This is a genomic window from Kribbella sp. NPDC050470 (genome assembly GCF_044458365.1).
GTDB lineage: Bacteria > Actinomycetota > Actinomycetes > Propionibacteriales > Kribbellaceae > Kribbella.
Map to the genome: position 1 here is coordinate 359,973 of NZ_JBITHV010000002.1, position 24,273 is coordinate 384,245.

Genomic DNA, 24,273 nt, shown 5'->3' on the forward strand with positions numbered 1-24,273 from the left:
GATGCGTCATCCTGCTCCTCCACCGCTTCGCTGTCACGCTGCGACTGCTTCCTTTGAGGTTGAGGTGAGTTCCGCGGTACTGCGAGTGCTGCGGGCGCGAAGGCCGCCGATCAGGCACAGGGCTGCCCCGAGCGCGACCCAGGCGGCCAGCACGGTGACGGCTTGGGCGATGCCACGACCCTCGAAGAAGGCGGTGGAGCGCAGCAGCCGGCCGCCGGCGCCCGGAGGCATGAGCTGCCCGAGCGCGCCGGACCAGCCTGGCAGCATCTCGGGTGCGGTCGACGTACCCGACAGCGGATTGCCGACGAGCATCATCACGACAGCACCGACGCCGATTCCGGCGAGGCCGAGCAGCGATTCCAGCCCGAGAATGGTCAGAGACGTGGCCGCGATGGTGAATGCGACGGCGCCGGCGTTGGCCAGATAGTCCCCGCTCAGCGACCCGAACCAGAATTGCAGGATCGCTGCCACCGCGAGACCACCGCAGACCGCGTAGCCGAGCGCTCCGGTGACGCGACGGCCGCTTCCGCGAACGAGCCTGGTCAGCAGTACTGCGCCCAGCAGACCGCCCATCACCAACGGCATCGCGCCTGCTGACAGGCCGGCGCCGCGAGGGTCGTCTGCCGGCAGCGCGGCGATGTCACGCACACCGGACGACGCCGCGGGCTTCCCCGCCTGAGACAGGCCGGCCGCCATGCTCTGCAGGCTCTGGGCCACGGCCGTGCTGCCGGCGGAGGAAACGATCACTTGCGGAGTGCCGGCGCTCAGGTCGATGGCGCCGTACACCTCCCGATCGCGAATGAGTTGCTCTGCGGCCGCGGTATCGGCGACCTCGGTGACGTCGAAGCCACCTGGCACACGCTGATCCAGCGCGGCCCGAACCTGTCCGGCAGCACTGGCCGGTCCGGCGATCGCGATCGGCACATCGTGCAGCGAGGACCGGACCGACGGCCAGGCGAACGCGATCAGCAACATGCTGGTGATCGCCGTGAGAAGGACTACTGCGCCGGCCACCTTCGGCCATGGTGACGGACGCGAAGTGCTGGCGAGCGGTGTCCGCGGGGTCATGTCTGCTCCTCGAACTGTGTGGTCCTGAACGGTGCTCACCGCAGTGTGAGCGGGATTTCGGAGTCGATGTAGGTCAGCTTCTGCGGGTTGCGGACGTAGTAGAGGCCGGTGATCCGGGTGTCGTCGACATGCATCGCGAGTACGCCGTCGAGTTCCGCGTCGACGTACAGGGCCAGCGCGGGCCCGCCGTTGACCGCGGTCACCTCGACCGTGAGCGCGACGTCTCGTTTGGTGAGGCCACCGACCATGAACCGGGCCACCTTGTCGGCCCCCATAATCGGGCGTGGCGTCGCCTGCTTGACGCCTCCGCCGTCGCTGATCGCCACGACGTCGGGCGCCAGCACGTCGAGCAGGCCTTGCAGGTCCCGTGTCTCCAGCGCCCGCCGGAACGCCGCGACCGCCGCCTCGGCCTGTCGGGGCGTGACCGTGCGCCGCGGGCGGCGGGCCTCGACGTGACGGCGGGCACGGTGGGCGATCTGGTATACGGCCGTCGGCGACTTGTCCACCGCAACCGCGATCTCGTCGTACCCGAACCCGAAAGCCTCCCGCAGCACGAAGACGGCCCGCTCCGTCGGAGTCAGCGTCTCGAGCACGAGCATCAGTCCCATCGACACGCTCTCGGCGAGCTCGATGTCGGCGGCAACGTCCGGAGCCGTGAGGAGGGGCTCCGGCAGCCAGGCGCCGAAGTACGCCTCGCGGCGACGCTGCACCGACCGCAGCCGGTTCAGCGCCTGACGCGTGGTGATCCGGACCAGGTACGCACGGGGGTGGACGACCTGAGCCGCGTCGACGTTCACCCAGCGCAGCCAGGTCTCCTGCAGGACATCGTCGGCATCGGCAGCCGAACCGAGCATCTCGTACGCGACCGTGAACAGCAGGTTGCGATGGGCAATGAAGGTCGCGGTCGCCTCGACGACGGCGGTGTCGCCGCCGTCGCGATCCGCAGAACCCTGGCGCAGCCGGCCGTCGGGTTCACCTGTGGTGTCGTCCATGGTTTCTGCTCCCGAGTCGTCCTGTGCCGTTGTCCGGTTCGGTGCGGCGGACCGCGCGTCCGTGCCCTACGCAACCGGTGCCGGCGCGTCGTCACCGCGAGCCGCGAGCAGAGCCGGCCGGTGCTTGCCGTCCTTCGGCCAGTGGTGCGAGCCGGGCTTGTGCGCTTCGGTCACCAGGTGCTTGACACTCGACTCGCAGGACAGTTCCTTCAGCGTCTTTCCCGCGAGCCCAGTGAAGTAGAGCGGAACTGCTGTGTCGTCCTTGCGGGCGAGCTGGAAGATCCCCGTACGCCGGCCGAAGCTGACGCACATGGCCGGGAAGGACAGATCGATCGGCTTCGGCTGTTCACCCGCGATCCTGTCCAGCACGGTGTCGGCAGCATGGGCGCCGAGGCATCCTGCCGCGTAGGCGCTCATCCGGAAGGGCAGATCCGACGGCGCCGACGAGTCGCCCGCGGCGACAATCCGGTCACTGTCGACACTGGCCAACGTCTCGTCGGTCAGCAGCCGCCCGGCGGCATCGACGCTCAGTTTGCTGCGCTCGGCCAGATCGGGAACGTCGAAGCCCACGGTCCAGATCGTGACCCGGCTCGGCACCGTGCGGCCGTCGGTGAGTTGCACGGTGTCCCGCGTCACCGCGGTGACCGTCGTACCCGAGCCCTCGATGAGGCGGACCCCGAGCCTGGCGAGGTATCTGCTCGCGGTGCGTCGCGCTCGCGAGTGCAGATAGGGGCCGAGCACACCGCCGCAGACCAGCGTGACCGTACGTCTTTGTTCGGCCAACTCGGCCGCGGTTTCGATGCCGGTCGGGCCGCCACCGACGACCGTCACCTCAGCGGACTGGGGTACGTCGTGGAGCACCGAACGCAACCGCTGCGCCGCCTCCAGGGTCGCGACCGGGTAGGCGAACTCGGCAACGCCCGGTACCCGCAGACCGGCGCTCTCGCTGCCCACCGCGTACACCAGGTAGTCGTAGTCGATGCTGCCGCCCTGTGCCAGCGCCACACTGCGCCCGGTCGCATCGATCCAAGTCACGGTGTCGACAACGAGCCGGACATCGTCGGCCAGTACTTCCTTGTAGTCGACGACCGCGTCATGAGTCCCCGCAACCAGCTGGTGCAGACGCAGGCGCGGTACGAAGACCGGACGGGGATTGACGACCGTCACCGCCACGTCGTCTCGCTGCGTCAAACGATTGGCCGCCATCACACCGGCGTACCCTCCACCGACCACGACGACGGCGATCTTCTTCCCGACCATGACGTCTCCTTCGCTCCGGGCGTTCTCGAGCACAAGACGTCACAGCCTCGGAAATCCTGACAACGTGTGAAGCAGATCACCCGGCCGGCGCTGTGACTCAGGCCATAACCCGTTCCTGTCAGCAATCGGGGCGCTGTCTCGCTCAACCCCACGAGAGCAACCGAACCGACAGGAGCAACACACCTGAAGCACCGAATCGTCGTCCTCGGCGCCGGCTACGCAGGAGCCTTCGTGGCCGGGACGTTGGCTCGCCGGCTGTCTCGGACAGACACCGAGATCACCGTCGTCAACGCTGTGCCGGACTTCGTCCAGCGGCTGCGGCTCCACCAACTCGCGGCCGGGCAGGCGATCGAGAATCCGCAGCTCACCGACGTCTTCGCCGGCACCGGCATCCAACTGCGGCCGGCCCGCGTCACCGCCGTCGACGCCGAGCGCCGGATCGTCACTGTCGCCGACGCCGACGGTGGCGGCGAACTCGAATACGACACGCTGGTCTACGCACTCGGCAGCCACGGCGACACCAGCGGCCTTGACGGCGCCGCCGAGCACGCCTTCGACATCGCCAGCCGCCCCTCGGCGCTGCGCCTGCGCGAGCGCCTGGACAAGCTGGACCAGCGAACCGGAGGCGGGACCATCCTGATCATCGGCGACGGGCTGACCGGCATCGAGAGCGCCACCGAGATCGCCGAGTCCCGGCCCGGGCTGTCGGTGACAATGATCGCCCGCGGCGAACTCGGCGCCAGACTCTCCGCCGGCGCGCGCAAGCACCTGCGCCGGGTCTGTGACCGGCTGGAAGTCGCCGTGCTCGAAAACACCAGCGTGGAAACCGTCGAAGCCGAACGAGTGCTCTGCACCGACGGAACCGTCCTGGCCTCCGACGCCACCGTGTGGACGGCCGGGTTCGCGGTCGATCCGATCGCGGCCGAGGCCGGGGTGGACGTCACCGACGACGGCCGGATCGTCGTCGACCGCACCATGCAATCGGTGTCCCATCCAGGCATCTACGCGATCGGCGACGCCGCCTACGCCATCGGCGACAACGGCCGACCGCTGCCGATGTCCTGCGCGTCGGCCGGTTACACCGGCACGCAGGCCGTCGAAGCGATCATCGCGCGGCTCACCGGCCGCGAAGTACGCCGGACCAAACTGCTGTACTACGGCAACCACATCAGCCTCGGACGGCGGGACGGAATCGTACAGATGGTCGACGACGAAGGAGCCGCGAAACCGAAGCACACCGGCGGCCGCACCGCCGCGTTGATCAAGACCGGCATCGTCAAGACATCGCTGTGGGCCACCTCGCACCCGACCTTCGGCATGCCCAAGCGCAAGAACCGAGTCACCGCCGAGCCCCGCGCGCTGACCGCCGTACGCACGCCGGACACACCGGCTGAGATCGTCTGACCGCTTCTAGGGTCATCGACGTGGAAACGGCGCTTCGCGGGCGGCACACCCGCGGTGCACTACGCGGACGTCAACGGCGGCCCCGCCATCCTCTTCGTGGTCGGCGACACGGTCGTCGGAGCCGTCACGTTCGACCTCACCAACGGAAAGATCGCGACCGTACGCGGCATCGCGGCACCGGCCCGCCTCACCCGCCTCACCAACTCCTGGCGCCGACACGAGCCAGACACCCCACTCATCACCGAGTGGTGACGGCCACACGCTGTCCGAGGCAGGGATACATCGGGCTGGCCGGACCGTGTTCGGGCTTGGCGCAGGCGCACGGGTACTGGGTCGCGTGGCCGTCGGCCTGCCACCTCGCCCATAGCCGGTCGATGTGGCAGTGGTGCAAGTAGAAGATCGGGTCGAACGGCGAGATCATCGGATTGCCCATGTCACCGCCGATGTAGCCGTGCATGCCGTTGTGGAGCTGGTTACCGGACGGGACCGGGGTACGGAACTCGTCGCTCCGGGATTCGAGCATGACCTGGAGGTTGCGGTAGCCTGTCTGCCTGAGCACCGTCCTAAGGTCCGCGACCGACGGCAGGCCGCCGAACCCTCCAACGTTGCGCTTGTGTCTACCGGCGCCGGTTCCAAAGTCGGTATGCAGGTTCCAGAGCGATCTGCGACCCGGCCGTTCGGACCGAGGAACGTGTCGACGAGCAACGGAGCGGGGTCGGTCCGCTTTTCCGACCGGTCTGACAGGCGCAGCTCCGACGGCGCGTCAGGCTGTCGGGGCTGCTCCGGTCCAGACTCGGGCCGGCGGACCGGTCACGCCTACGTCGGCAGCGAACAGGTGGCCGCTTCCCCGTGATGGGTCAACCAGGCCGAGCGAGGCCGTGGTGATCACCAGTGTGCTGCCCTGGAAGCAGACTGCGGTGGGTCGCGGGACGGGTAGCTCGACAGTGGCGAGCAGCTCGCCGGTCGGTGCGTAGCGACGTACCTCACTCGCGTCCCAGACAGCCACCCAGACGCAGCCCTCGTCGTCCAGGACCAGCCCGTCCGGGTTGCCGCCGCCGACGTCGACGATCGTCGTGCGCGACGCGGGGCGGCCCGCGACCAGGTCGATGGCCTCGAGCCGGCGAAAGGGCAGCGTGTCGATGAAGTACAACGTCCGGCCGTCGGGAGCGAAGTCGATGCCGTTCGCAACAGTCAGGCCGGACAGCATCCGACTCACCGAGCCGTCCGGATCGAGACGAAACAGCGCCGCCCGCGGGGCTCGCGGGAGCGCCTGCGAACCAGCCCAGAAGCTGCCGTCCGGATGGCAGGCGCCGTCGTTCATCTGATCCTGCCCTCTGGTCAGACCGGTCATCAGCGACGTGACCGTACCGTCCTCGGCCAGGTGCGCGAACCCTTCCCGCACGGCCAGTGCCCAGCCACCACCCGGCTCGGCCAGCGGTACGGCGACACCGACGCGCCGGCCGATGTCGTAGTCGCGGAGTACGGTCAGCACTCCCCCGACGAGCCGGCCGCGGTGAACGCGGCCGGCCAGGATGTCGACCCAGATGAGCTCGCCGGTCCGCGGATCGAGCCGGGGTGATTCGCCTTGGATGTAGGCGGTCGAGGAGATCCGGTCAGCTCTTGACCGCACCGGCGATCCCTTCGACGAAGGTGCGTTGCAGGAACAGGAAGACCACCACGATCGGGATGACGCTGATGCAGGCCGCCGCGGCCAGGCCGGTCCAGTCGGTCGTGTCCTGGCCGTAGAACCCGTACATCCCGACGCCGAGCGTCCGCAGATCCGGGTTGCCGAGCGTGAACACGAGCGGGATGAAGAACGCGTTCCAGGCGCCGATGAAGTTCATCAACGCGACGGTGCCGATGACGGGCTTGGCCAGCGGCAGCATCACCCGCCAGTACGTGCGCAGGTACCCGGCTCCATCCATCCGGGCGGCCTCCTCGAGTTCCTTCGGGATGCCACCGAAGAAGCCCATGAACAGCAGCACCGGTACGACGAGCGCAGGTCCGGCCTGGGCCAGCGCCGCACCGAGTAGCCCGTTGCCGAGGCCGAGACCGTTCACCAGCACGAACGTCGGGATGATCGTGTAGCCGTGCGGGATGAACATCGTCGCGACGAGCACCGCGACCAGCACCTTCTTCCCGGGCAGCCCAGGCCGCGACAACGCGTACCCGGCCGCCGAGGCGACGAGCAGCACCAGGACGACGACCGCGATCGAGAACGTGACGGTGTTGGCCGTGTAGGTGCTGAACTTCGCCGTCGTCCAGGCTCGCCGGAAGTTGTCCAGCGTGGCGTCGTCCGGGAGGAGCGAGAGGCCGCCGAGCAGCATCTCCTTCGGCGTCTTGAACGCGGCCGAGATCATCCACACGAACGGATACACCCACACCAGGCACAGCGGTACGAGCAGCAGGTGCCACACGTTGCGGCGCAGGAAGCGGGTCATGAGCCCACCCGCCGTCGCAGGAAAGGTGCCTGCAGCAACGTCACGACCAGCGTCAGCAGACCGAACACCACACCCGCCGCCGACGCGAACCCATACCGGGGCGCCTGCAACGACGGGTCGAACGCGTACCGGTAGATGTACGTCGGTACGACGTCCGTCGCATAGTCCGGCCCGCCTTCGGTGACAGCCCGGACCAGGTCGAACGTGTTCAGGCTGCGCTGGAACACGAGCAGCAGGATCACGATCGCGATCGGCGTGACGACCGGCAGCGTGACGAACCGCAGCGACCGCCAGAACCCGGCGCCGTCGATCGCGGCCGCCTCCTGCAGGTCCTTCGGGACGGTCTGCAGGGCGGCGAGCCAGTAGATCAAGGTGATCCCGAATCCTTTCCACACGTCGATCGACAGCAGGGTCGGCAGCGCGATCGACGTACTGCCGAGGAAGTTGACCGGCACGTCGACAAGGCCGGCGTCGAGCAGGATCCGGTTGACCAGACCACCAGCCGGGTCCAGCAGGATCGCGATCACGATGCCGATCACGGCAGTCGTTGCCACCACCGGCAGGAACAGCACCAGCCGGTACAGGTTCCGGAACCGCAGCCAGGTGTTGTTGAGCAGAACCGCCAGGACCAGCGCGAGCGGCAGCTCGACGAAGATCGCGGCCAGCGAGAACACGAACGAATGCCAGAACGCCCGCCAGAAGGCGTCTGACGCGAGTACCTCGCGGAAGTTGTCCAGCCCGACCCAGTTCGTCGGAGAGCCCACGCCGTCCCAGTCGAAGAACGCGTACCACCAGCTCGCGATCATCGGCCAGATCGTGAAACCCCCGAACAGCAGCACCAGCGGAATCAGGAACACATAGCTCCACAGGTGCTTGCGCAGCCGCCCCGGCCCGCGGCCCGGGCGTTCCCGGGCCGGGGCCTTCTGGACGGCGCGCACCATCGTCGTCGTCATCCGGTCAGCCTCCCGGCGTGAAGTCCTTCAGGGGGTCCCAGCCCGCGAAGGTCAGATCCTTGACGGACCCTTCCTGGCCCTTCGCGGCGAAGTCGGCGGTCGTCTTGTCCAGGAAGGTCTGCAGGTCCTTGTCCAGCTGGGCGGCGGCCGGGGCGAACGGCTGGTTCTTCACGATCGAACTGACCGCGGCGTCGGTGTACTTCAGGTCGGGCTTAGCGGCGAGCGCCTGGATGAGCGCCTGGCCGCCCTTGCTCGCCAGCGCCGGGTTCGGCGCCCGGCGCAGGCTCTCCTCGGCGACCTTCAGGATCGCGGCCTGGTCGGGGTTCTTCTCCGCCTCGGCCTTCCAGGCCCCTTCGAGGGCGGTCAGCGTGCCGAACTTCTGGTAGTACGCCTGGTGGAAGGACTCCGACGAGAGGAAGTCCATCACCTTCCAGCTCTCCGCCTTGTGCGCCGATTGTGACGACATCGACCACAGCGGGCTGAACGACTTGGTCCGGGCCAGGTAGGCGCCGCGTCCCGTGGCCGGCACCGGCAGGCCGGTGACGCCGAGCTTGATCTCGGGTGCCAGCTTCCGGACTTCGGCGACGTGCCAGGGCGCGGTCGGGTACATCGCGAACTTGCCGGCCGCGAACTCCTTGAACGCGCGGCTGCCGTCCCAGCTCTCCCAGCCCGGCACCATCACCTTGGCGGCCTGCATCCGTCGATGCAGCTCGACCGCCTCGACGAGGCCGGGGCTCGACGTCGCCGGCTTCCCGGTGCGGAAGTCGATGCCGCCGGCGGCCACGGAGTACGGAACAGCGGTGCCGGCCAGCATCTCGGCCGCGGGAGCCTTGGCGGCGGTCGGCGCGTACCCGAAGTACTTGCCGTGGCCGTCGGCGGTGATCTTGGTGGCCATCTGCTCGAGCTCGGTCCAGGTCTTCGGCGGGCCGTCGAAACCGGACTTCTTCAGCAGGTCCTCGTTGTAGAGGAAGACCCGCAGCGACGACCACGGCCCCCACACCAGCGGCAGGCTCATCAGTTTGCCGTCGCGGTGCAGGCCGGAGGTGGCCGGATCCATGCTTCCCTCGGGGAACCGCTTCAGGAACTCGGGCGTCACGAACTCGTCCAGCGGCGCGACCCAGCCGCGCGCCGCCATCCGGTCCATGCCGTCGTCCTGGGCGCGGAAGACATCTGGTGCGCGGTTCTGCTGGAACATCAGTTCGACCGCGTTCAGCTGTTGGTCGGTCGGGTTCTCCACCACCTTGACCGCGATGCCGGGGTTGGCTTTCTCGAACTCGTCGAACTGCTGCCGGTAGAACTGGCTTGCGCCGGGTGGGTCCGGGACGAGGGCCACGGTGACGGTGACCTTGTCCGCGGCACCACCCGAGTCGGAGCTGCCGCCGACGAGGTTGCAGCCCGACAGGGCAAGCGCCACCGCGCACGTGAGCACAGTGAGGGCAGGGCGGATCTTCATGATCGGCTCCGTTGGTCGAGGCGCCCGGGAGGCGCCGTGATCTGTGGATCGGCGGGGCCGTGATGGCCCAGGTGCGAATTGATGGCGTCAGCGGTCTCGACCACCAGCCGGGACAGTTCGTGCTCCCGGGTGGCGAGGTCGACGGCGCTGGACGGACCGGACAGGGACAGCGCACCGACGACTCCACCGGAGCGGTCGCGGAGCGGGGCGGCCACGCAGGCCCGGCTGAGCGATAGCTCCTCGGTCTCGGTCGCGTAGCCCTGCCACGCGACCGAGTCGATCGCCGCGTCGAGCAAGGCGTGGTCGGTGATGGTGCGTGGCGTGTACCGCTCGAGCTCGCCCAGCAAGTCACGACGGTCATCGACGCCGAGCAGCAGGCATTTGCCGAGCGCCGTGGCGTGCAGTGGGTTCCGCCGCCCGGTGAGTGAGAACGACCGGGGCGCGAGTCGTCCCTCGAAATTGCACAGGTAGTACGCCTCGCGCCCGCGCCGAACGGCGACATTCGCGCCGAGGCCCGTTGTGGCGGCGAGGGACTGGGCCGGCTGGCGGGCCGCGTGGTGCACGGGATGACCGTTCACGGCCACGCCGGCCAGAGTGATCAACTCGGCGCCGAGACGGTAGTGACCGTCGGCGTCGCGCTCGACGAACGCGGCGGACTCGAGGGTGCTGAGCAGCCGCGACGCGGTGGACTGGCGAAGGCCGGCGAGGTTGGCGACCTCCGTGACCCGCAGGCTCCCGGTGACCGCGAAGGCACGCAGTACGGCCACAGCGCGCTCGACGCTTCGGTTCGACCCTGCCTCGGGCGCCACAGGCTCTCCTGGGTTTCGATGGCGAATGATGGACGATGACATCCACCATGTGGCAGCCTTACGCACATGATGGATCTCGTCAAGCACCTATCGGATGCCGAATGCTGACCGCCAAGCAGCTACCCACCATCGCCGGACTCGTTCCGATCCTTGCCACGCCCTTCGGTCCCGACGGCAGCCTGGATCTGCCCGGTCTGCGCCGGTTGACCGAGTTCCAGCTCGCGAGCGGAGTGCACGGAGTTGCCGTCCTCGGGATGGCCAGCGAGGCGTTCGCGCTCACCGCCGACGAGCGTCGCATTGTCACCCGCGAGGTGGTCGATGTGGTCGCCAACGCCGCACCGCTCGTCGTCGGCGTAGCTGCGACGTCGACCGTGACCGCTGTCGAACAGGCCGCCGAGGCAGCCGCTGCCGGTGCGTCCGCGGTGATGGTGCTACCGCCGTTCATGGTGCCGCCGAGCCCGGCGCAGTTGCCCGCGTTCTATGCGGAGGTGGCCGAGGTCGGGATCGAGGTGATGGTGCAGGACGCACCGGGCGTCACGGGTGTGGCCATGTCGCCGCCGCAGATCGCAGAACTCTCCACCGTACCGGGAGTCACCTCGGTGAAGGTCGAGGCGCCGCCGACGGCACCCAAGGTCGCAGCGGTCGTCGACCGGATCGAGGAGCCCGGTTTCGTGGTCCTCGGCGGCCAGAACGCGCAGTTCCTGCTCGACGAACTCGCCGCCGGCGCGGTCGGCACGATGCCTGCCTGCGAGATCCCGGATCTTCTGGCGCCGGTGGTCAACGACTGGCGCACGGGCCGGTACGACGACGCTCGGGCCCGGTTCGACCTGCTGCTTCCGCTGCTTGTGTACGGTCTCCAGTCCGGGATCGCCTGGGCCGTGCACAAAGAGGTCCTGGTCTGCCGCGGGCTGATCGACGACGCCACGGTCCGGGTGCCGGCGCGCGCTCTGGACGCTCGCGCGAAGGCGGGTCTGACCGCGATACTCGACCGGCTGGACCTTCCTGCCGCATCCGCTTCGTTGACCGGGATCCACTGATGCCTACGATCACCGATGTTGAGGTCTTTCCGCTGGCGCTGACCCAACCGCGCACCTACAGGACCAAGCCGCCGTGGCCGAGCATCTACGGCTCCGCACGCGAGGCGTTGCTCGTCCGGCTCACCGCCGACGACGGGTCGGTCGGCTGGGGCGAGGCGCTGGCTCCAGTCGCTCCGGAAGTGCCCGCCAAGGTCATCGAACTCCTGCTCAAGCCCGCGCTGCTGGGTGCCGATCCGACCCGCGTCCGACCGCTGGTGGCATCGCTTCGGGCCCTGATGCGCGAACGCGGTCACCTGGGCGGGCATCAGGGCGACGCGGTCGCCGCGATCGACGTGGCGTTGTGGGATCTCGCCGGACGGATCGCCGGCGTACCAGTTCATCAACTACTCGGCGGCGCCCAGCGCGACGTCGTGCCGACGTACGTCTCCGGGCTGCAGGGCACGAAGGACAGCGAGCGGATCGCCCACGCCAAGGACTGGGTGGATCAGGGCGTACGGCGGGTGAAGATCGGGCTCGGGTACGGCGTCCGCGAGGATCTGGCCACCGTAGAGGCTCTGCGGGCGGTGCACGACGACCTGCAGATCGCCGTCGACGTCCACGGGGTGTACGACGCGGCCCAGGCGATCCGCCTCGGCCGCGGACTCGACGGACTGGGCGCATGGTTCTTCGAGGCACCTGTCGGATTCGAAGACGTCCGCGGGCATGCCGAGCTCGCGCGCCGGATCGACACTCCGGTCGCGGTCGGGGAGAGTTTGCGGCACCGGCAGGAGTTCCGTCCGTGGCTGGAAGAGCGGGCCGCGGCGATCCTGCAGCCCGATGTAGGGCGGACGGGGATCACCGAGACGGTCGACCTGGCGGCAGTGGCCGAGACGTGGTTCGTGCCGTTGGCGCCGCATCACTCGTCCGGGCTCGGGGTGGTCATGGCGGCGAGCATCCACGCGTCCGCGGCGATCGGGAACCTGGTCGCCTACGAGTTCCATCCGACGCTCTTCGACCCGGTGAACGTCGTGCTGACGACTGCGCTCGAGCGGGGTCATCTCGGGTTCGCGCTACCGACCGGGCCGGGGCTGGGCGTGGAGGTCGACGAGGACGCCGTCCACGCGGCGCGCATCAAGTGACTCGCCGGGGGCTCGTGATCGGCGCGACGACACCGATCGGGGCCGCGATCGTCGCGGCACTGGCGGCCGACGGCTGCCGGGTCGCGGGCGTGTCCCTGGAAGACGATCGGGTTGCGGGCCTCGACCTCCGGCTGAGCGCGGACTGCTCGGATCCCGCCGCGGCGACCGCCGCGGTCGATCGGGTCGCAGCGGAGTTCGGCGGTCTCGACGTCCTGGTGACGGCCGCCGGGCGGATGCCGTTGGTCCCGGCGCACCGGACCAGTGATTCGCAATGGCGCGAGGCATTGTCGAACACGCTCGACACGGTGTTCTTCCCGGTGCGGGCAGCGCTGCCGCACCTGGCAGCAAGCGGTGCCGGCGCGATCGTTGCGGTCTCGTCGGTGAACACGCTGGTGGCCGCACCGTGGGCTGCGGCGTACACAGCAGCCAAGGGCGGGGTGGACGCGCTCGTTCGCCAGCTCGCCGTCGAGTACGCGCACCGCGGGGTGCGCGTGAACGCGGTCGCCCCGGGAATGGTCGGCGGTGAGAAGTTGCCGGATGCATCGACCGGCTATCCGCTCGGCCGGACGATCCGGGCTGAGGAGGTCGCGGATGCGGTCGCGTTCCTGGCCGGGCCGCGCGCGTCCGCGATCACCGGAGTCGTGCTGCCGGTCGACGGCGGCTTGTCCGTCTTGTCGCCGGCCGTGGTCGGGCGGGCGGATCTCCAGGGCAGATTGCGGGCCGACTGATGGAGGTCGAACTCACGGGCCGGACTGCGGCGTTCTACCGGTGGCTCGACTGGCCGCTTCGGCTGGCGCTCGTCTCGGTTCTATGGGTCCTGGGCGTCGCGGCGGGCGCTGTCGTGGTGGGAGTAGCGCCCTCGACTCTGGCGGTCCACCGCGTGATCCATGGGTATCTGAACTCGGCCGAGATGCACGCCTGGTCGACGTTCTGGTCCGCGTGGCGTGCGTGGATCGTGCGCGGGCAGGTCGTGCTCGGGTTGCCCTTGGCAACGGTGTGGGTGCTGGGGTTCTATCTCGTGGTCGCACGCGGGACGGTGATCGCCGTGCCGTTGTCCCTGGTTCTGCTGGGCTATCTGGTCACGCTCTGGCTGCTCCCGGCCGTCGCGGCCGCCGTCGAATCCCGGCGTACGACGGAACTCTGGCTGCTCACGATCCACGTCGTATGGCGCCGGCCCGCCGTACCCGCGGGCGCTGCCATCGGGCTGATCGCGGCCGGCGTCGGCGCATGGTACGCCGTACCGGCCGTGCTCCTGATCGGTCCAGCGACGGCGGCGCTAGCCGCTGTGCTGGTCAGCTCACGGCGGCTGACGCGTGATAGCCCAGACCCGACGAGATTTGGTCAGCCTGCTCGATGACCAGCAGGGCGAGAGACTCCTCCCGAGTGCCGAGATCCATCGCCGACAGCGGGCCGGAGACCGACAGAGCGGCGACGATCACGCCGGTCCGGTCCCGGATGGGCGCGGCGAGACAGGCTCGACCGAACGCCAACTCCTCCACCTCGAGGGCATACCCACGCTCGCGCACCCCGCGGAGGAGCTTGTCCAGCGCGGTGTGATCGGTCACGGTGTGCGGGGTGTAGCGCGCCAGATCGTCGCCGAGCAGGCTCTTCAGCTCCGCCTTCGGGAGCTCGCTGATGAGTGCCTTGCCCATCGCCGTCGCATGCAGGGGGCCACGCCTGCCGACCAAGGTGGACGACCGGCCCGCGGCGCGGCCTTCGAAGTGGCACAGGTAGAACAGCTCGGACCCGCGGCGCTCGGCGACGTTCGCACCCAGATTGAGATCTGCTGCCAGGTTCTGCGCGACCTGACGGGACTGCTGGTGCACCGGCAGTTCGTTCAGCCCGATACCTGCCAGGGTGATCACCTTCGGCCCGATGCCGTACAGCCCGCTGCGCTGGTCGTACGCCAGGAATCCCAGCGCCACCAACGCCCCCACCAGCCGCGACACCGTCGACTGCCCGAGGCCCGTCGCCTCCACCAGCTCGGACACCCGACGCTGCGGGTGCGCCTCGGTGAACTCCGACATCAGCGACATCGCCCGCTCGACGCTCTGCGTCCCCGGTCCGGCCTCACGACCCATCGCACGCGCCACCGAGCTCACCTCTCACCCGTAAAAGTTTGGTTCCGTCATCCGTATCGTAGATGGCACCACAACCCTTACTGCAATCTCCACGCCCGGACGCGGTGCGATTGGATAGCGATATATAGGATCAGATATTCACATAGTGGATCTCTAGTGCTACGGTCCCGTCATCTTCACCTGTGCAGGAGCCACCGTCCGTCGGCTCTGGAGGAACAAGATGAAACTGACCGCACTACTCGCAGCACCCCTCTTGCTCGTCGCTACGGCACCCGCGCCGGCCACGTCGGCGGAGGCAGCGCCGACTGGATACCAACTGGAGTGGGCCGACGAATTCGTCGGCACCACAACCGACACCACCGCGTGGACGTTCCGGACCGACATCAAGGGCAGCCAGCAGCGCTCCGAGAACGTCGTCGTCGGCGATGGACTGATGACCATCTACCTGTGCCCGAAGAACACCGCCGGTGAGAACTGCGGGCTCGCGGTGGACTCCGACGATAGGTACACCGGCGGCGGCCTGATCAGCAAACGCAGCTCCCGCTACGGCTACTACGAGACTCGCGCCAGGACGAACGTCGGCACGGGGTGGCACTCGGCCTTTTGGGCGGCGGAGAACGGCGGCGCCAGCCCGCAGACCGAGATCGACGGCTTCGAGGTCGACTCGAATCTGCCCGGACGGATCCGGCACAACGTGATCGCCTGGGGGCAGGGCTACACCCCGACCAGTGGCATCTACGACGTCGGCTTCGACACCTCGGCGGCCTTTCACACCTACGGCTTCGAATGGCTCGAAGACACGGTCAAGTTCTACGTCGACGGCTCGCTCGTCGCGCGCGGCGACGTACCGGCGACATACCCGGCCGACAGCTACGTGCACAACTACCTCAACGTCTGGCTGACCGCGATCGCCTACCAGCCGATCGAGAATCCGGTGGACGAGAGCGCGCTTCCAGGGAAGGTGCAGTTCGACTACTTCCGGTACTACGAGCGCGACGCGTACGCCGACAACGACGCCACCGGAGGCACCTATACCGAGACCGGAACGGGGTGGGCGACGTCCGGTGTCCGCGGCTTCGCAGGCCTCACGGCGCGCTACTCGTGTGACAGCGGAACGGCGGGCCGCTGGACGATTGCTCCCCCGGCCACCGGGTCGTACGACATCTACTTCTACCGGGTCGGCGGATCCGGTGGACAGGTCGACGCACCTGTGACGGTCTGGGACGGCAGTACCGCACTGATCCGGTCCCGGATCGATCTGACCCAGGCCAGCGGCTGGGTTCCGCTCGGCAATCACGCTCTGACCGGCGGTACGCCGTACATCGTGCGTATCGATCGCGACGGGGCGGGCTGCATCCGCGCCGACTCGGTCAAACTCGTCCGGTCGAACTAGGAGGTTGTGTTCGTGAAGGTCCGCAAGTCTGTCCACGCCGGCATCGCCGGCATTCTGCTCGCCGCGGGGCTGGTGACCCTGCCGCCTGCGTCCTCCGTCGCCGGCGCGACACCGTCGCTGCCGGTTCCGGGGTACCAGCTCGCCTGGTCCGACGAGTTCGACGGGACGCGACTCGACACCGGCTCGTGGTTCTACCGCGAAGGCGAGAAGGCGATCTGCTCCAACAACCCCGGCAACGTCACCGTCTCCGACGGCTCGATGCGCATCGCGCTCAAGCGCGAGGACCGCAACGGAAAGCCGTACACGTGCGGTGGGGTGATCAGCCGCAAGACCTTCGGTTACGGGTACTACGAGACGCGCGCCAAACTGTGGGGATACAAGGGCTTCCACTCGGCGCTGTGGACGACCGGCCTGTCCGACTACGTGCCCGACACTCCGTTGTACAAGGGCCCGAACAACCGGGTGAACGAGATCGACGGCTTCGAGGTCGACTCGCACGCGCCGGACCTGTATAGCCAGGTCTCGCACTGGTTCGTGCCGCAACACATCGGCAACCCGGGCGGCCTGTACAAGGGTCCGGATTCCTCGGACGGCTACCACGTCTACGGTTTCGAGTGGACGCCGACGCAGGTGCGGTACTTCATCGACGGACAGCTGACACGCGTCCTGCCGAAGCCCGGGCCACACGGTCTGCAGAACATCTGGCTGACGACCCTCGGGTTCACCGCACCGGTCGACGAGTCCAACCTGCCAGGGGAAACGGCCTGGGACTACTTCCGGTACTACGCCCCGGTCCAGCCGGGCGCCGACGTGACCGCCGACACCGTCGTGGTCGACAACGGCGACCCCGGGTACTCCGAAACCGGCACCTGGAGCGACGACATCACCGACGGGCACCACCAGACCTTCGGCTTCCAGGGCAAAGACGTACGCCGTACCGACGACCCCGCCGCATCGGCCACCTGGCGACCACAACTGCCGGCCAAGCAGTCGTACGAGGTGTTCGTCTGGAACCCTAGTTACCTGCGCACCGGCCATAAGGCCGCCCGCTACACGGTGAGCCATGACGGCGGGCAGACCTCAGCCGTCGTGAACCAGGACAGCGCAGGCCAGCAATGGGTGAGCCTCGGGGCCTACCAGATGACGCCCGGCCGCGGTCAAGGCGTGCGCGTCACATCGGACCCGGCAGGAAGCGGCACTCTGCGCACCGACGCGGTCAAGTTCGTCCCGGCAGTTGTCGTGGACAACGATCAGGCCGGCTACAGCGAACAAGGAACCTGGCAGTCCTCGAACACCGTGACGGGCTGGCGCGGGCAGGACACTCGATGGTCCGGTGATCCGGCCGCGACCGCGCGCTGGGCGCCGACGCTGCCCGGGAGCACGACGTACGACGTCTATGCATGGATCCCGGACGGCCGGCAGGACACCGAGACCCGGGTCGGAGTCACCGATCCCGGCTACACGGAGTCCGGCGCCTGGGCTGCCTCGAGTCTGACCGGTTGGGACGGAACCGCCACCCGGACGACGAACGACACGAAGGCGACGGCGGCGTGGCGGCCAGACCTGCCGATCGCGGGGCAGTACGAGGTGTCCGCCTGGGTGCCGAACGATGCGATCAGCACCACCGCCGCGCGCTACACCGTCGAGCACCCCGGTGGTCAGGCATCGGTCGATGTCGATCAGACGACCGGCGGGAAACGGTGGATCTCGCTGGGCACGTACGAGTTCACCGCCGGCACCGCTGGACGAGTCACGATCGCCAACGCCGCGGGACGCGGGTACCTGCGGACCAACGTGGTCAGGTTCGTTCGCGTCGGCGCCGACCAGGCCACGCCGCCGACGTACACCGTCACGCATGCCGGTGGAGTCAGTACGGTCGGGGCGGATCTGAGCCTCGGGGCGGACCGGTGGGTCAAGCTGGGCAACTTCGCATTCGATGCGGGCAGCAACGGCTCGGTCGAGCTGAACCGGGCGGCCGGTGGAGTCGCGCGTGCCGATGCGATCAAATTCCTGCCGGCGCCCGCCTCGGCACCGTTGCCATCAGCACCCAGTGCTGTGTTCGCCTACGTTCAGCCGAACCTGGCGAACGGCGACCAGGTCCTCCAGGTGCGCTGGCAGCCGACGGCCGCAGTGGGTTACCACGTGTATCTCGACGGGAATCGGGTCACCTGGCAGCCGGTCCGCGACACCTCGTTCCGGATGTACGAACTGCTCGCCGGGCAGACGCACCGGGTGACGGTGACCTCGGTCGACCGGGCCGGCAAGGAGTCTGCACCGTCCACGCCGTTCATCCTCCACGTTCCGATGGACAAGGTGTCCCCGGCGCCCTCGACGGAACTCTCCGCCGAGGCGACCAACGGTGGTGCGGTGCTGTACTGGCCGCAGAGCACCGAGGTCGATCTGCACGGATACCACGTGTACGCCGACGGCCGCCGGATCACCGACGTACCGACCGGCAACCCGGCGGACGCCCAGTCACGCGGCCTTGGCTTCCCCGTCGGCGATCTCACGAACAACGTCGCACACACCCTCGCGGTCACCGTTGTCGATCAGAGCGGCAACGAGTCGAAGCCGATAACCGTTTCGGTGACACCGAAGCCGATGGCGATCGTCGGGATCAACGACGCCGGCTACAGCGAGACCGGGGCCTGGACGGCGTCTAGCGTCCCAGGCTGGCAGGGCACCCCGACCCGAACCAGCAACTCCGCCACGGCGAGCGCCGACTGGCGACCGACCCTGGAGACCTCCGGCGAGTACGACGTCTACGCCTGGGTCCCGAACCACTCCAACAGCACCACCGCCGCCCGTTACACCGTCACCCACTCGGGCGGATCCGACGCGACCACCATCGACCAGACCACAGGCGGCATGCGCTGGATCCTCCTCGGCCGCTACACCTTCACCGCCGGCACCACAGCCCACGTCACACTGACCAACGCAGCCGGCACCAACTGGCTCCGCACCAGCGCCGTGAAGTTCGTGCCCGCCTGACCCGGTCCCGGACTCCTGGCGGTTCTCGACAGCCGAGCATCAACACGTTCGAGCCGGGCCAAGCAGCTGGCCACCCGCGTCGAGCGGGTGGCCAGGAGGCCTTGCGCACAGTCACGACAGACAGTGGATCGACCCGCCTTCCCTCGCGACTGACGGACCTGAGGCGATTCCACCGCACCCTGAGCTCGGCGATTGCCTTACATACAGAACTATTCCAGCCCTGCCGAGTCACCCAGCCGTACGCGGCCATCGCTGTCGACACGCCGCGGGTCGATTTCGGCAAGGTCTTCGCCGGTACGCAACGGCCGGGTAGGCATGCAACCCTGACCAACGTGGGGACGACTGACCTGAGACTTTCTGTGCAGCCGCTGAAGGGTGGTTTCGGCTGGCTTCTGGGCAATGCCGGGTGCGGTGGCATCGTCCGGCCTGGGGCGAGCTGTGTTGTCGACATGAGCCTCACCGCCACCACCGCCGGAGAGTATGCGCAGGACGTCGAGATCCTCGACGGCACCTCGCGAGGTGTGCGTCATGTTCAGTTCAGTGCCAGCGTTTATGACCGGCCCGACACGCCTGGCAAGGTCACGGTGGATGCGACGTACAGCGGCGTGGATCTTTCGTGGATGCCGGGATCATGGGGCAACGCCACGCCGGTCGGGTTCGTCGTACGGCGGACCGTCGACGGCATCGACACCACATTCAATGTCGCGCCGGACCAGACGCACTGGACCGAACCGTGGACCGCGGCCTCGCGTCCGGTGACGTACCAGATATGGGCCGTCAACGAGTTCGAGCCGAGCCCGGAAAGCCCTCGCGTGTCACCGGCGAAGGCGAGGGAGCAGGTCACCGCCCTCGTCCGACGGCCGAACGAGCTGGCCGCGCTCGGGAGTCTCGCAGTGCCCAAGGCCACACAGATCGTGCCGATCGAGAACGCACCGACGGGGGCCACCGAGGTAACGAGCGGGCCGAACGGTGTCGACATCGCGTACGTTCTTGACGGCGGTCTATGGGTTCGTCAGCAGGGCGCCGACAGGCTTGTCCGGTCCGGAGCCGGCCTTGCGCATCCGGCGTGGTCGCCGGACGGCACCCGGATCGCCTTCAGCACGGCGGACGGCGATTCGTCGACCTGTGTGGACATCCTGACCTTGTCCGACTCGGCGGTGGTCAGAGTGGGCTGCAACCTGGATCATCCGATCTGGCACAGCGACAACCACTCTCTGATCGTCGAGGACAGCAGCCTCGCCGGGGCGCCGCTGACCCAGGTCGAGGCGGCGGGACAAGGGGCACGGATCGCCACCATCGACGGTTCCGAGGGGGCTACGCGAGCTGTGTTGTCTCCGACGGGGAACGTGCTGGCGTACGTGCCCGCGAATACACGCGGAGTGGTCGCGTTCCTGTCGCCCGATGGCGGAACGGCCACGCTGGCCGACCTCGGCTTCGTTGAGGGTAAGACCATCGAAGATCTCGAGTGGGACACTGTCGGCCGTCAGCTCGCGATCCTCACCAGATTTGGGGAACGCGACATCATCGAGTCCTTCAACGCCGGCGACTTTCTGGCCGGCGGTGGGCTCAGCTTCGGAGTCCCCGTGTACAACACGACGACCGAACCGTACTCGCGTTGGACGTCGAGGCTGATCGGGCCGATCCTGTTGCGAAATACGACTGTTGAGAATCGATCATATCTGGAGTTGTGGCTGCGGGCGCTGCCGTGACCTGGGCGTTCTCGTCGCGGACGGTGTCCGACACGGGCATTCGTGGTCTCATGTTGCGGTGCCAGCAGGCGGATCGTTATCGAAGAGCGACGCCTGGGCCGGGCTTGCTGCTGCTGGGGATCCACTCACGGGACGCCCGAACCTGCTGAGGTGCGCGCATGTCGATGAGGGGCGTTCGATCGACCAGCCGAGGTTCTCCGTGAGTTGCTGGACCGTAGTTGAACCGGTCCAGCGGCGCCGTCGGCCGGCTCAGCTGGGAGGTGTGTCGGCGGGGATGCCTTGCCTGGGTGGCAGCACCATTTCGTTGAACGAAGGCCCTGGGTGGAAACACCCGAACCGCCAGCTCGTGACCACGTCCCCGGTGTGCGCGTCGATCAAGACGTGGGCTCCGAGTCCAGGAACGGGCACCGTCAGGCTGCAGTTCCACACCAGCCAGGCCCGATCGTCTGGCGCAAGGACCTCAAGAACAGTCCGGTCCATTACCCACGGGTGGTGCAACAGTTGGTCCTCCAGCGCGGCCAGGTCGCCGGCCGCGAACCGCTCGCGCACGATGCGCTCGGCGGCTTCACCTGACAGTGTCGGGACAGCCGTGGGTAGCTCGATCGGCGTGGCGGATGCGGGCCTGGCCTCGACGATCCGGCCGCCCTTGCCAACCTCGATGAACACATCACCCCATATGAGCGGCACTCCGGAGAACGCGCGGTGGTAGCGCACGCTTGTAAGCTGGCCGCGGTCATTGCCCAGGCTGTATCCATAGGACAGCGTCTCCCGTTCGCCCATCCCCAGGGCGGTTGCAATCAGCGGAGCCAGCGCCTCAAGCTCTTCGCGCCAGCGCGACCCATCACCGAGATCGATGACGATGTCACGCAGCAAAATCCGACCGTCGCCCATGAACAGAGACTAGAGATCCACGCACCGGGCCGCCAGCAGATTGCGCGGCCGCCACCGAGGCGGGTTCATCTCAGGTGGCTGCTCGCTCGACGGTGCGGCTCTGCGCGAACCGCTATGACGGTGCGCCAGTCCCAGCTTGGGTCGCCTAGTCTCGAGTGATCCCAAACGGATCGTTGTCGAAGGTCTCTTCATCCTCGGCCTCGTGAACAACGAAGCCGATGACGTCTCGCTGGAACCTCAGACACGTGGCGTTGTCCAATGCGGTCAGACCGTCGGCGTGTTCCAACTCGGCGGCCCGAGTCACCTACCTGCTGAACCCTGATCTCTGCGTCTTCCTGGTGTCGTCGGGCCAAGCGCGCAGGTACGCCGCGCGTCCGGCCGCAAGCACGCGACCTCGTCGGTGATTCGGAAGTCGCAACGCCCGAGGACCGACAAGGTCTCGCCACCCACGGGTTCGTCCTCCACGTCCTCGGCGTCGTCGCCATCCTCGGCGTCAGGGAAGAGATCGAGCGGGGAAGGAGGCGCACCAGTCGAACTCCGTCTCGTTGAAGGCCCGGGCGGACGCCGTGACCCGGTCGGTGGACTCGAGGCCTTCACCGTGTTCGGGGACCGGTCGATGTCGGTCAGATAGGCCAGATACCGCTCGACCGACACCACCGGGCCGTCATCGCCCAGAACCGTCCATGACTCCACCCGCGTGGCAGGCGACAGCACCCGCTGAACAAGCATCGCTCCTCCGGAAATCCGCATGATGGACAGCGGCAGATAACCACGACCACCACCCAGACCCCGAAGCATCAAGCCCCCTGTGATCCACGTCGACGACAGCCATCCAGCAGCTCCTGCGCGCATCCATAGCCCGGACGCCACCGCCCAGGTCGAGGCGGACTTCGCGTTCCATGCCGCACTCCTGGACGCCGCGCACAACGAACTGCTCACCAGAATGGCGACGGTTATCGAGACCGGCATGCGGCTACGCGACCGCTACACACACGGCACCCTCGACGACAAAGCAGTCGATCTCCACGCCAAGGTACTGCTTGCCATCCGCAACAAGCGTCCCCGCGCCGCGCACACCGCGATGGCCGCGTTGATCGACCAGTCGATCGTCGACACCGCTTCTTCGGCAGCAGCACAGAGCACGGACAGCACTTCTTGAGACGGATCGTGCCGAGGCCGGCGAGCAAGGAGCAGTTCACGATCGCGCCGGACCCTGTTCGCGTATCTGCTTCAACTCGTGCTTCATCGACGCCCACACGCCGCGGAGGTTGACCGCGACGAGCCGGTCGAACGCCTCTCCGGTCTCGTCGGCGGAGTCGGCCGGCGGTAGCATGATCCCGGCGTTGTTGAACGCCATGTCGAGGCTGCCGAACTCCTCGACGGTGCGGGTCACGGCGTACATCACCTGGTCCTCGTCGGAGACGTCGCAGGGCCAGCGCCTTGAGTCCTTGAACGATGAGCTCGTCGGCGAGCCGGCACTGCCGCCGGTGACGAATGCGGTCTTCCCAGTGAGTCGTTGGTGACGGTCATCGGAGTGGCTCCTTCGTCTCGAGTCATCAGGGTCAGACGGGTCAGGTGCCCGGCGGGTAGACGCCGTGTGGCGGTGGACAGATGCGAGCAGGTCGTCCCGGAACCGGGGGCCGTACGCGGCGGTTTGGGCCTTCTCGGTCTGCTGGCGGAGAGTCCGCCCAACTTCGTAGGCACCCAGCCGGGATCGACCGCATGCGAAAGCACGTCCGGCAACCGCCAGGCGACGGCGGCCATCAGCGTCGGCCGACGCCGTCAGTCGACCCGATGATCGGAATGCGCGACTACGGCTGCCCCTTCCGGCCGGGCGTTGACGATGCGGGCCGGGACGGTCATGCAATGTCTTCGCCTACGGGGGTCCGGTAAGCGGCACGGTCGCGGTGCATGGATCAGATGCGATCGGAGAGGGCAGTGGGTTCGTGGTCAGGCTCGCCGCCGCCGATCCCGCGGGGGATGATCAACTGCGCGACGTGGATGTCCTCGCGAGGCGCTCACCGTCAGTGAAACTGCCAGTCAACTGAACCTATTTGATTGCAACGGTTTCTCCAGACAGCCCTGGTGGAGCTTGCCCCAACGGTCATCTACGAACGGAGGCAAGATCGACACGCCACGCCGTCAGACGCCTGACCGGTCAGGGCGGATCAGTTCGTCGCTTCGCGGACGTCCGTTCCGTGCTCGGCGAACGCCTTGAAGTCCTGCATGTGCTGTAGCGACTGCTTGCGGAAGGCGCCGGGCATCACAAGTCCCACCAGCTTCATCAGAAAACCGCTGAACCGGTATTCGTTCTCGCTCTCCCACAGCGTCGTTTCCGGGCCGGCTTCGGTCAGCCGCTCGCGCGCGGCGCTCCACATGCCCTCGCCGACGATCTCGCGGTCGAAGTGAACGACGCTCGCTGTCTGGATCTCGCGCAGGTCTGCCGGCTCCCGGCGTGTAATGGTCTCGGTGCCCTCGAACCTCCGCCGGTCCATCTGCATCACGACCCGCGACCTGGTGCCCAGCTGCCCGTCCTCGCCACTCAGCGGCTCGTGCAGCACCAGACCCCGCAGCCACTTCGGCCGGTGTGCCGGGTCCTCGAGCAGCCGGACCACCTTCTCCCGCGGCAGGGCGATCTCGATGGAGACCGTGTACTTCATGGGCCGCAACATT

Annotated in this window: 23 protein-coding genes; 10 read left to right on the forward strand and 13 right to left on the reverse strand. The window is 67.9% G+C overall.

Annotation, left to right across the window (positions count from 1 at the left end; genetic code table 11):
* Positions 1-33: 33 nt before the first annotated feature.
* The 3 genes from ACIBGM_RS06315 to ACIBGM_RS06325 all read right to left on the reverse strand — a co-directional run bounded on the left by ACIBGM_RS06315 (position 34) and on the right by ACIBGM_RS06325 (position 3,320).
* Positions 34-1,068, reverse strand: coding sequence for a hypothetical protein (locus ACIBGM_RS06315; protein WP_396384671.1), 1,035 nt, complete (start codon positions 1,066-1,068; stop codon positions 34-36).
* Between the two features lie 35 nt (positions 1,069-1,103).
* Complete coding sequence (locus ACIBGM_RS06320) at positions 1,104-2,060, reverse strand: RNA polymerase sigma-70 factor (RefSeq protein ID WP_396384672.1); 957 nt, start codon at positions 2,058-2,060, stop codon at positions 1,104-1,106.
* A 66-nt stretch (positions 2,061-2,126) separates the two neighbouring features.
* Positions 2,127-3,320 carry an FAD-dependent oxidoreductase gene (locus tag ACIBGM_RS06325; protein ID WP_360535033.1) on the reverse strand — a complete coding sequence of 398 codons (1,194 nt, stop codon included), beginning with the start codon at positions 3,318-3,320 and terminating at the stop codon, positions 2,127-2,129.
* 195 nt (positions 3,321-3,515) lie between these two features.
* Between ACIBGM_RS06325 and ACIBGM_RS06330 the strand changes: the two genes are divergently transcribed.
* A complete protein-coding gene (locus ACIBGM_RS06330; RefSeq protein ID WP_396384914.1) occupies positions 3,516-4,724 on the forward strand; it encodes an NAD(P)/FAD-dependent oxidoreductase in 1,209 nt (402 codons plus the stop codon).
* Between the two features lie 54 nt (positions 4,725-4,778).
* Positions 4,779-4,976: a hypothetical protein gene (locus ACIBGM_RS06335; protein ID WP_360535037.1), complete on the forward strand. Its 198-nt coding sequence runs from the start codon at positions 4,779-4,781 to the stop codon at positions 4,974-4,976.
* On the opposite strand, the gene ACIBGM_RS06340 is transcribed toward ACIBGM_RS06335, so the two are convergent.
* The 6 genes from ACIBGM_RS06340 to ACIBGM_RS06365 all read right to left on the reverse strand — a co-directional run bounded on the left by ACIBGM_RS06340 (position 4,963) and on the right by ACIBGM_RS06365 (position 10,380).
* Positions 4,963-5,283 carry a tyrosinase family protein gene (locus ACIBGM_RS06340; protein ID WP_360535039.1) on the reverse strand — a complete coding sequence of 107 codons (321 nt, stop codon included), beginning with the start codon at positions 5,281-5,283 and terminating at the stop codon, positions 4,963-4,965. The genes ACIBGM_RS06335 and ACIBGM_RS06340 overlap by 14 nt on opposite strands.
* A gap of 204 nt (positions 5,284-5,487) precedes the next feature.
* The gene (locus ACIBGM_RS06345; protein WP_360535041.1) at positions 5,488-6,354 is read right to left on the reverse strand and encodes an SMP-30/gluconolactonase/LRE family protein; all 867 of its coding nucleotides are present in this window, start codon (positions 6,352-6,354) and stop codon (positions 5,488-5,490) included.
* Positions 6,338-7,165 (reverse strand): carbohydrate ABC transporter permease, encoded by an 828-nt coding sequence (locus ACIBGM_RS06350; protein ID WP_360535043.1) that lies wholly within the window; start codon positions 7,163-7,165, stop codon positions 6,338-6,340. Before ACIBGM_RS06350 ends, ACIBGM_RS06345 begins: the two co-directional genes overlap by 17 nt.
* The gene (locus tag ACIBGM_RS06355) at positions 7,162-8,118 is read right to left on the reverse strand and encodes a sugar ABC transporter permease (RefSeq protein WP_360535045.1); all 957 of its coding nucleotides are present in this window, start codon (positions 8,116-8,118) and stop codon (positions 7,162-7,164) included. The genes ACIBGM_RS06350 and ACIBGM_RS06355 overlap by 4 nt, the downstream gene beginning before the upstream one ends.
* A 4-nt stretch (positions 8,119-8,122) precedes the next feature.
* A complete protein-coding gene (locus tag ACIBGM_RS06360) occupies positions 8,123-9,571 on the reverse strand; it encodes an ABC transporter substrate-binding protein (RefSeq protein ID WP_396384673.1) in 1,449 nt (482 codons plus the stop codon).
* Complete coding sequence (locus ACIBGM_RS06365) at positions 9,568-10,380, reverse strand: IclR family transcriptional regulator (protein ID WP_396384674.1); 813 nt, start codon at positions 10,378-10,380, stop codon at positions 9,568-9,570. The genes ACIBGM_RS06360 and ACIBGM_RS06365 overlap by 4 nt, the downstream gene beginning before the upstream one ends.
* Before the next feature lie 101 nt (positions 10,381-10,481).
* On the opposite strand from ACIBGM_RS06365, the gene ACIBGM_RS06370 reads away from it, so the two are divergent.
* Genes ACIBGM_RS06370 through ACIBGM_RS06385 form a run of 4 tightly spaced genes read left to right on the forward strand, consistent with a single transcriptional unit; the run spans position 10,482 to position 13,892 of the window.
* Positions 10,482-11,417 carry a dihydrodipicolinate synthase family protein gene (locus tag ACIBGM_RS06370; protein ID WP_396384675.1) on the forward strand — a complete coding sequence of 312 codons (936 nt, stop codon included), beginning with the start codon at positions 10,482-10,484 and terminating at the stop codon, positions 11,415-11,417.
* Positions 11,417-12,535: a mandelate racemase/muconate lactonizing enzyme family protein gene (locus tag ACIBGM_RS06375; RefSeq protein ID WP_396384676.1), complete on the forward strand. Its 1,119-nt coding sequence runs from the start codon at positions 11,417-11,419 to the stop codon at positions 12,533-12,535. The genes ACIBGM_RS06370 and ACIBGM_RS06375 overlap by 1 nt, the downstream gene beginning before the upstream one ends.
* A complete protein-coding gene (locus ACIBGM_RS06380; protein WP_396384677.1) occupies positions 12,532-13,263 on the forward strand; it encodes an SDR family NAD(P)-dependent oxidoreductase in 732 nt (243 codons plus the stop codon). Before ACIBGM_RS06375 ends, ACIBGM_RS06380 begins: the two co-directional genes overlap by 4 nt.
* Complete coding sequence (locus ACIBGM_RS06385; protein WP_396384678.1) at positions 13,263-13,892, forward strand: DUF624 domain-containing protein; 630 nt, start codon at positions 13,263-13,265, stop codon at positions 13,890-13,892. Before ACIBGM_RS06380 ends, ACIBGM_RS06385 begins: the two co-directional genes overlap by 1 nt.
* Here the strand turns inward: ACIBGM_RS06385 and ACIBGM_RS06390 are convergent.
* A complete protein-coding gene (locus tag ACIBGM_RS06390; protein ID WP_396384679.1) occupies positions 13,828-14,628 on the reverse strand; it encodes an IclR family transcriptional regulator in 801 nt (266 codons plus the stop codon). The two genes, ACIBGM_RS06385 and ACIBGM_RS06390, sit on opposite strands and share 65 nt — an antisense overlap.
* A 208-nt stretch (positions 14,629-14,836) precedes the next feature.
* Here ACIBGM_RS06390 and ACIBGM_RS06395 point away from each other — a divergent pair, with 208 nt between their 5' ends.
* From ACIBGM_RS06395 to ACIBGM_RS06405, 3 genes are all read left to right on the forward strand, one after another.
* The gene (locus ACIBGM_RS06395; protein ID WP_396384680.1) at positions 14,837-16,009 is read left to right on the forward strand and encodes a family 16 glycosylhydrolase; all 1,173 of its coding nucleotides are present in this window, start codon (positions 14,837-14,839) and stop codon (positions 16,007-16,009) included.
* Positions 16,010-16,021: 12 nt separating this feature from the next.
* Positions 16,022-19,000, forward strand: a complete 2,979-nt coding sequence (locus tag ACIBGM_RS06400) for a family 16 glycosylhydrolase (RefSeq protein WP_396384681.1) — start codon at positions 16,022-16,024, stop codon at positions 18,998-19,000.
* A gap of 101 nt (positions 19,001-19,101) precedes the next feature.
* A complete protein-coding gene (locus ACIBGM_RS06405) occupies positions 19,102-20,709 on the forward strand; it encodes a hypothetical protein (RefSeq protein WP_396384682.1) in 1,608 nt (535 codons plus the stop codon).
* A gap of 249 nt (positions 20,710-20,958) precedes the next feature.
* Here ACIBGM_RS06405 and ACIBGM_RS06410 read toward each other — a convergent pair whose 3' ends face one another.
* Positions 20,959-21,600, reverse strand: a complete 642-nt coding sequence (locus ACIBGM_RS06410; protein WP_396384683.1) for a hypothetical protein — start codon at positions 21,598-21,600, stop codon at positions 20,959-20,961.
* A gap of 808 nt (positions 21,601-22,408) precedes the next feature.
* Here ACIBGM_RS06410 and ACIBGM_RS06415 point away from each other — a divergent pair.
* Positions 22,409-22,759, forward strand: coding sequence for an FCD domain-containing protein (locus ACIBGM_RS06415; protein WP_396384684.1), 351 nt, complete (start codon positions 22,409-22,411; stop codon positions 22,757-22,759).
* Between the two features lie 36 nt (positions 22,760-22,795).
* Here the strand turns inward: ACIBGM_RS06415 and ACIBGM_RS06420 are convergent, their stop codons facing one another.
* Positions 22,796-23,467 (reverse strand): SDR family oxidoreductase, encoded by a 672-nt coding sequence (locus ACIBGM_RS06420; RefSeq protein WP_360535069.1) that lies wholly within the window; start codon positions 23,465-23,467, stop codon positions 22,796-22,798.
* Positions 23,468-23,768: 301 nt separating this feature from the next.
* A complete protein-coding gene (locus ACIBGM_RS06425; RefSeq protein ID WP_396384685.1) occupies positions 23,769-24,260 on the reverse strand; it encodes an SRPBCC family protein in 492 nt (163 codons plus the stop codon).
* Positions 24,261-24,273: the final 13 nt, after the last annotated feature.

What these genes read in the sequence shown, in the direction of transcription:
- ACIBGM_RS06315 (WP_396384671.1), bottom strand. Translation starts at nt 1,068, where the DNA reads ATGACCCCGCGGACACCGCTCGCCAGCACTTCGCGTCCGTCACCATGG.
- ACIBGM_RS06320 (WP_396384672.1), bottom strand. Translation starts at nt 2,060, where the DNA reads ATGGACGACACCACAGGTGAACCCGACGGCCGGCTGCGCCAGGGTTCT.
- ACIBGM_RS06325 (WP_360535033.1), bottom strand. Translation starts at nt 3,320, where the DNA reads ATGGTCGGGAAGAAGATCGCCGTCGTCGTGGTCGGTGGAGGGTACGCC.
- ACIBGM_RS06350 (WP_360535043.1), bottom strand. Translation starts at nt 7,165, where the DNA reads ATGACCCGCTTCCTGCGCCGCAACGTGTGGCACCTGCTGCTCGTACCG.
- ACIBGM_RS06355 (WP_360535045.1), bottom strand. Translation starts at nt 8,118, where the DNA reads ATGACGACGACGATGGTGCGCGCCGTCCAGAAGGCCCCGGCCCGGGAA.
- ACIBGM_RS06360 (WP_396384673.1), bottom strand. Translation starts at nt 9,571, where the DNA reads ATGAAGATCCGCCCTGCCCTCACTGTGCTCACGTGCGCGGTGGCGCTT.
- ACIBGM_RS06370 (WP_396384675.1), top strand. Translation starts at nt 10,482, where the DNA reads ATGCTGACCGCCAAGCAGCTACCCACCATCGCCGGACTCGTTCCGATC.
- ACIBGM_RS06375 (WP_396384676.1), top strand. Translation starts at nt 11,417, where the DNA reads ATGCCTACGATCACCGATGTTGAGGTCTTTCCGCTGGCGCTGACCCAA.
- ACIBGM_RS06385 (WP_396384678.1), top strand. Translation starts at nt 13,263, where the DNA reads ATGGAGGTCGAACTCACGGGCCGGACTGCGGCGTTCTACCGGTGGCTC.
- ACIBGM_RS06395 (WP_396384680.1), top strand. Translation starts at nt 14,837, where the DNA reads ATGAAACTGACCGCACTACTCGCAGCACCCCTCTTGCTCGTCGCTACG.
- ACIBGM_RS06410 (WP_396384683.1), bottom strand. Translation starts at nt 21,600, where the DNA reads ATGGGCGACGGTCGGATTTTGCTGCGTGACATCGTCATCGATCTCGGT.
- ACIBGM_RS06425 (WP_396384685.1), bottom strand. Translation starts at nt 24,260, where the DNA reads ATGAAGTACACGGTCTCCATCGAGATCGCCCTGCCGCGGGAGAAGGTG.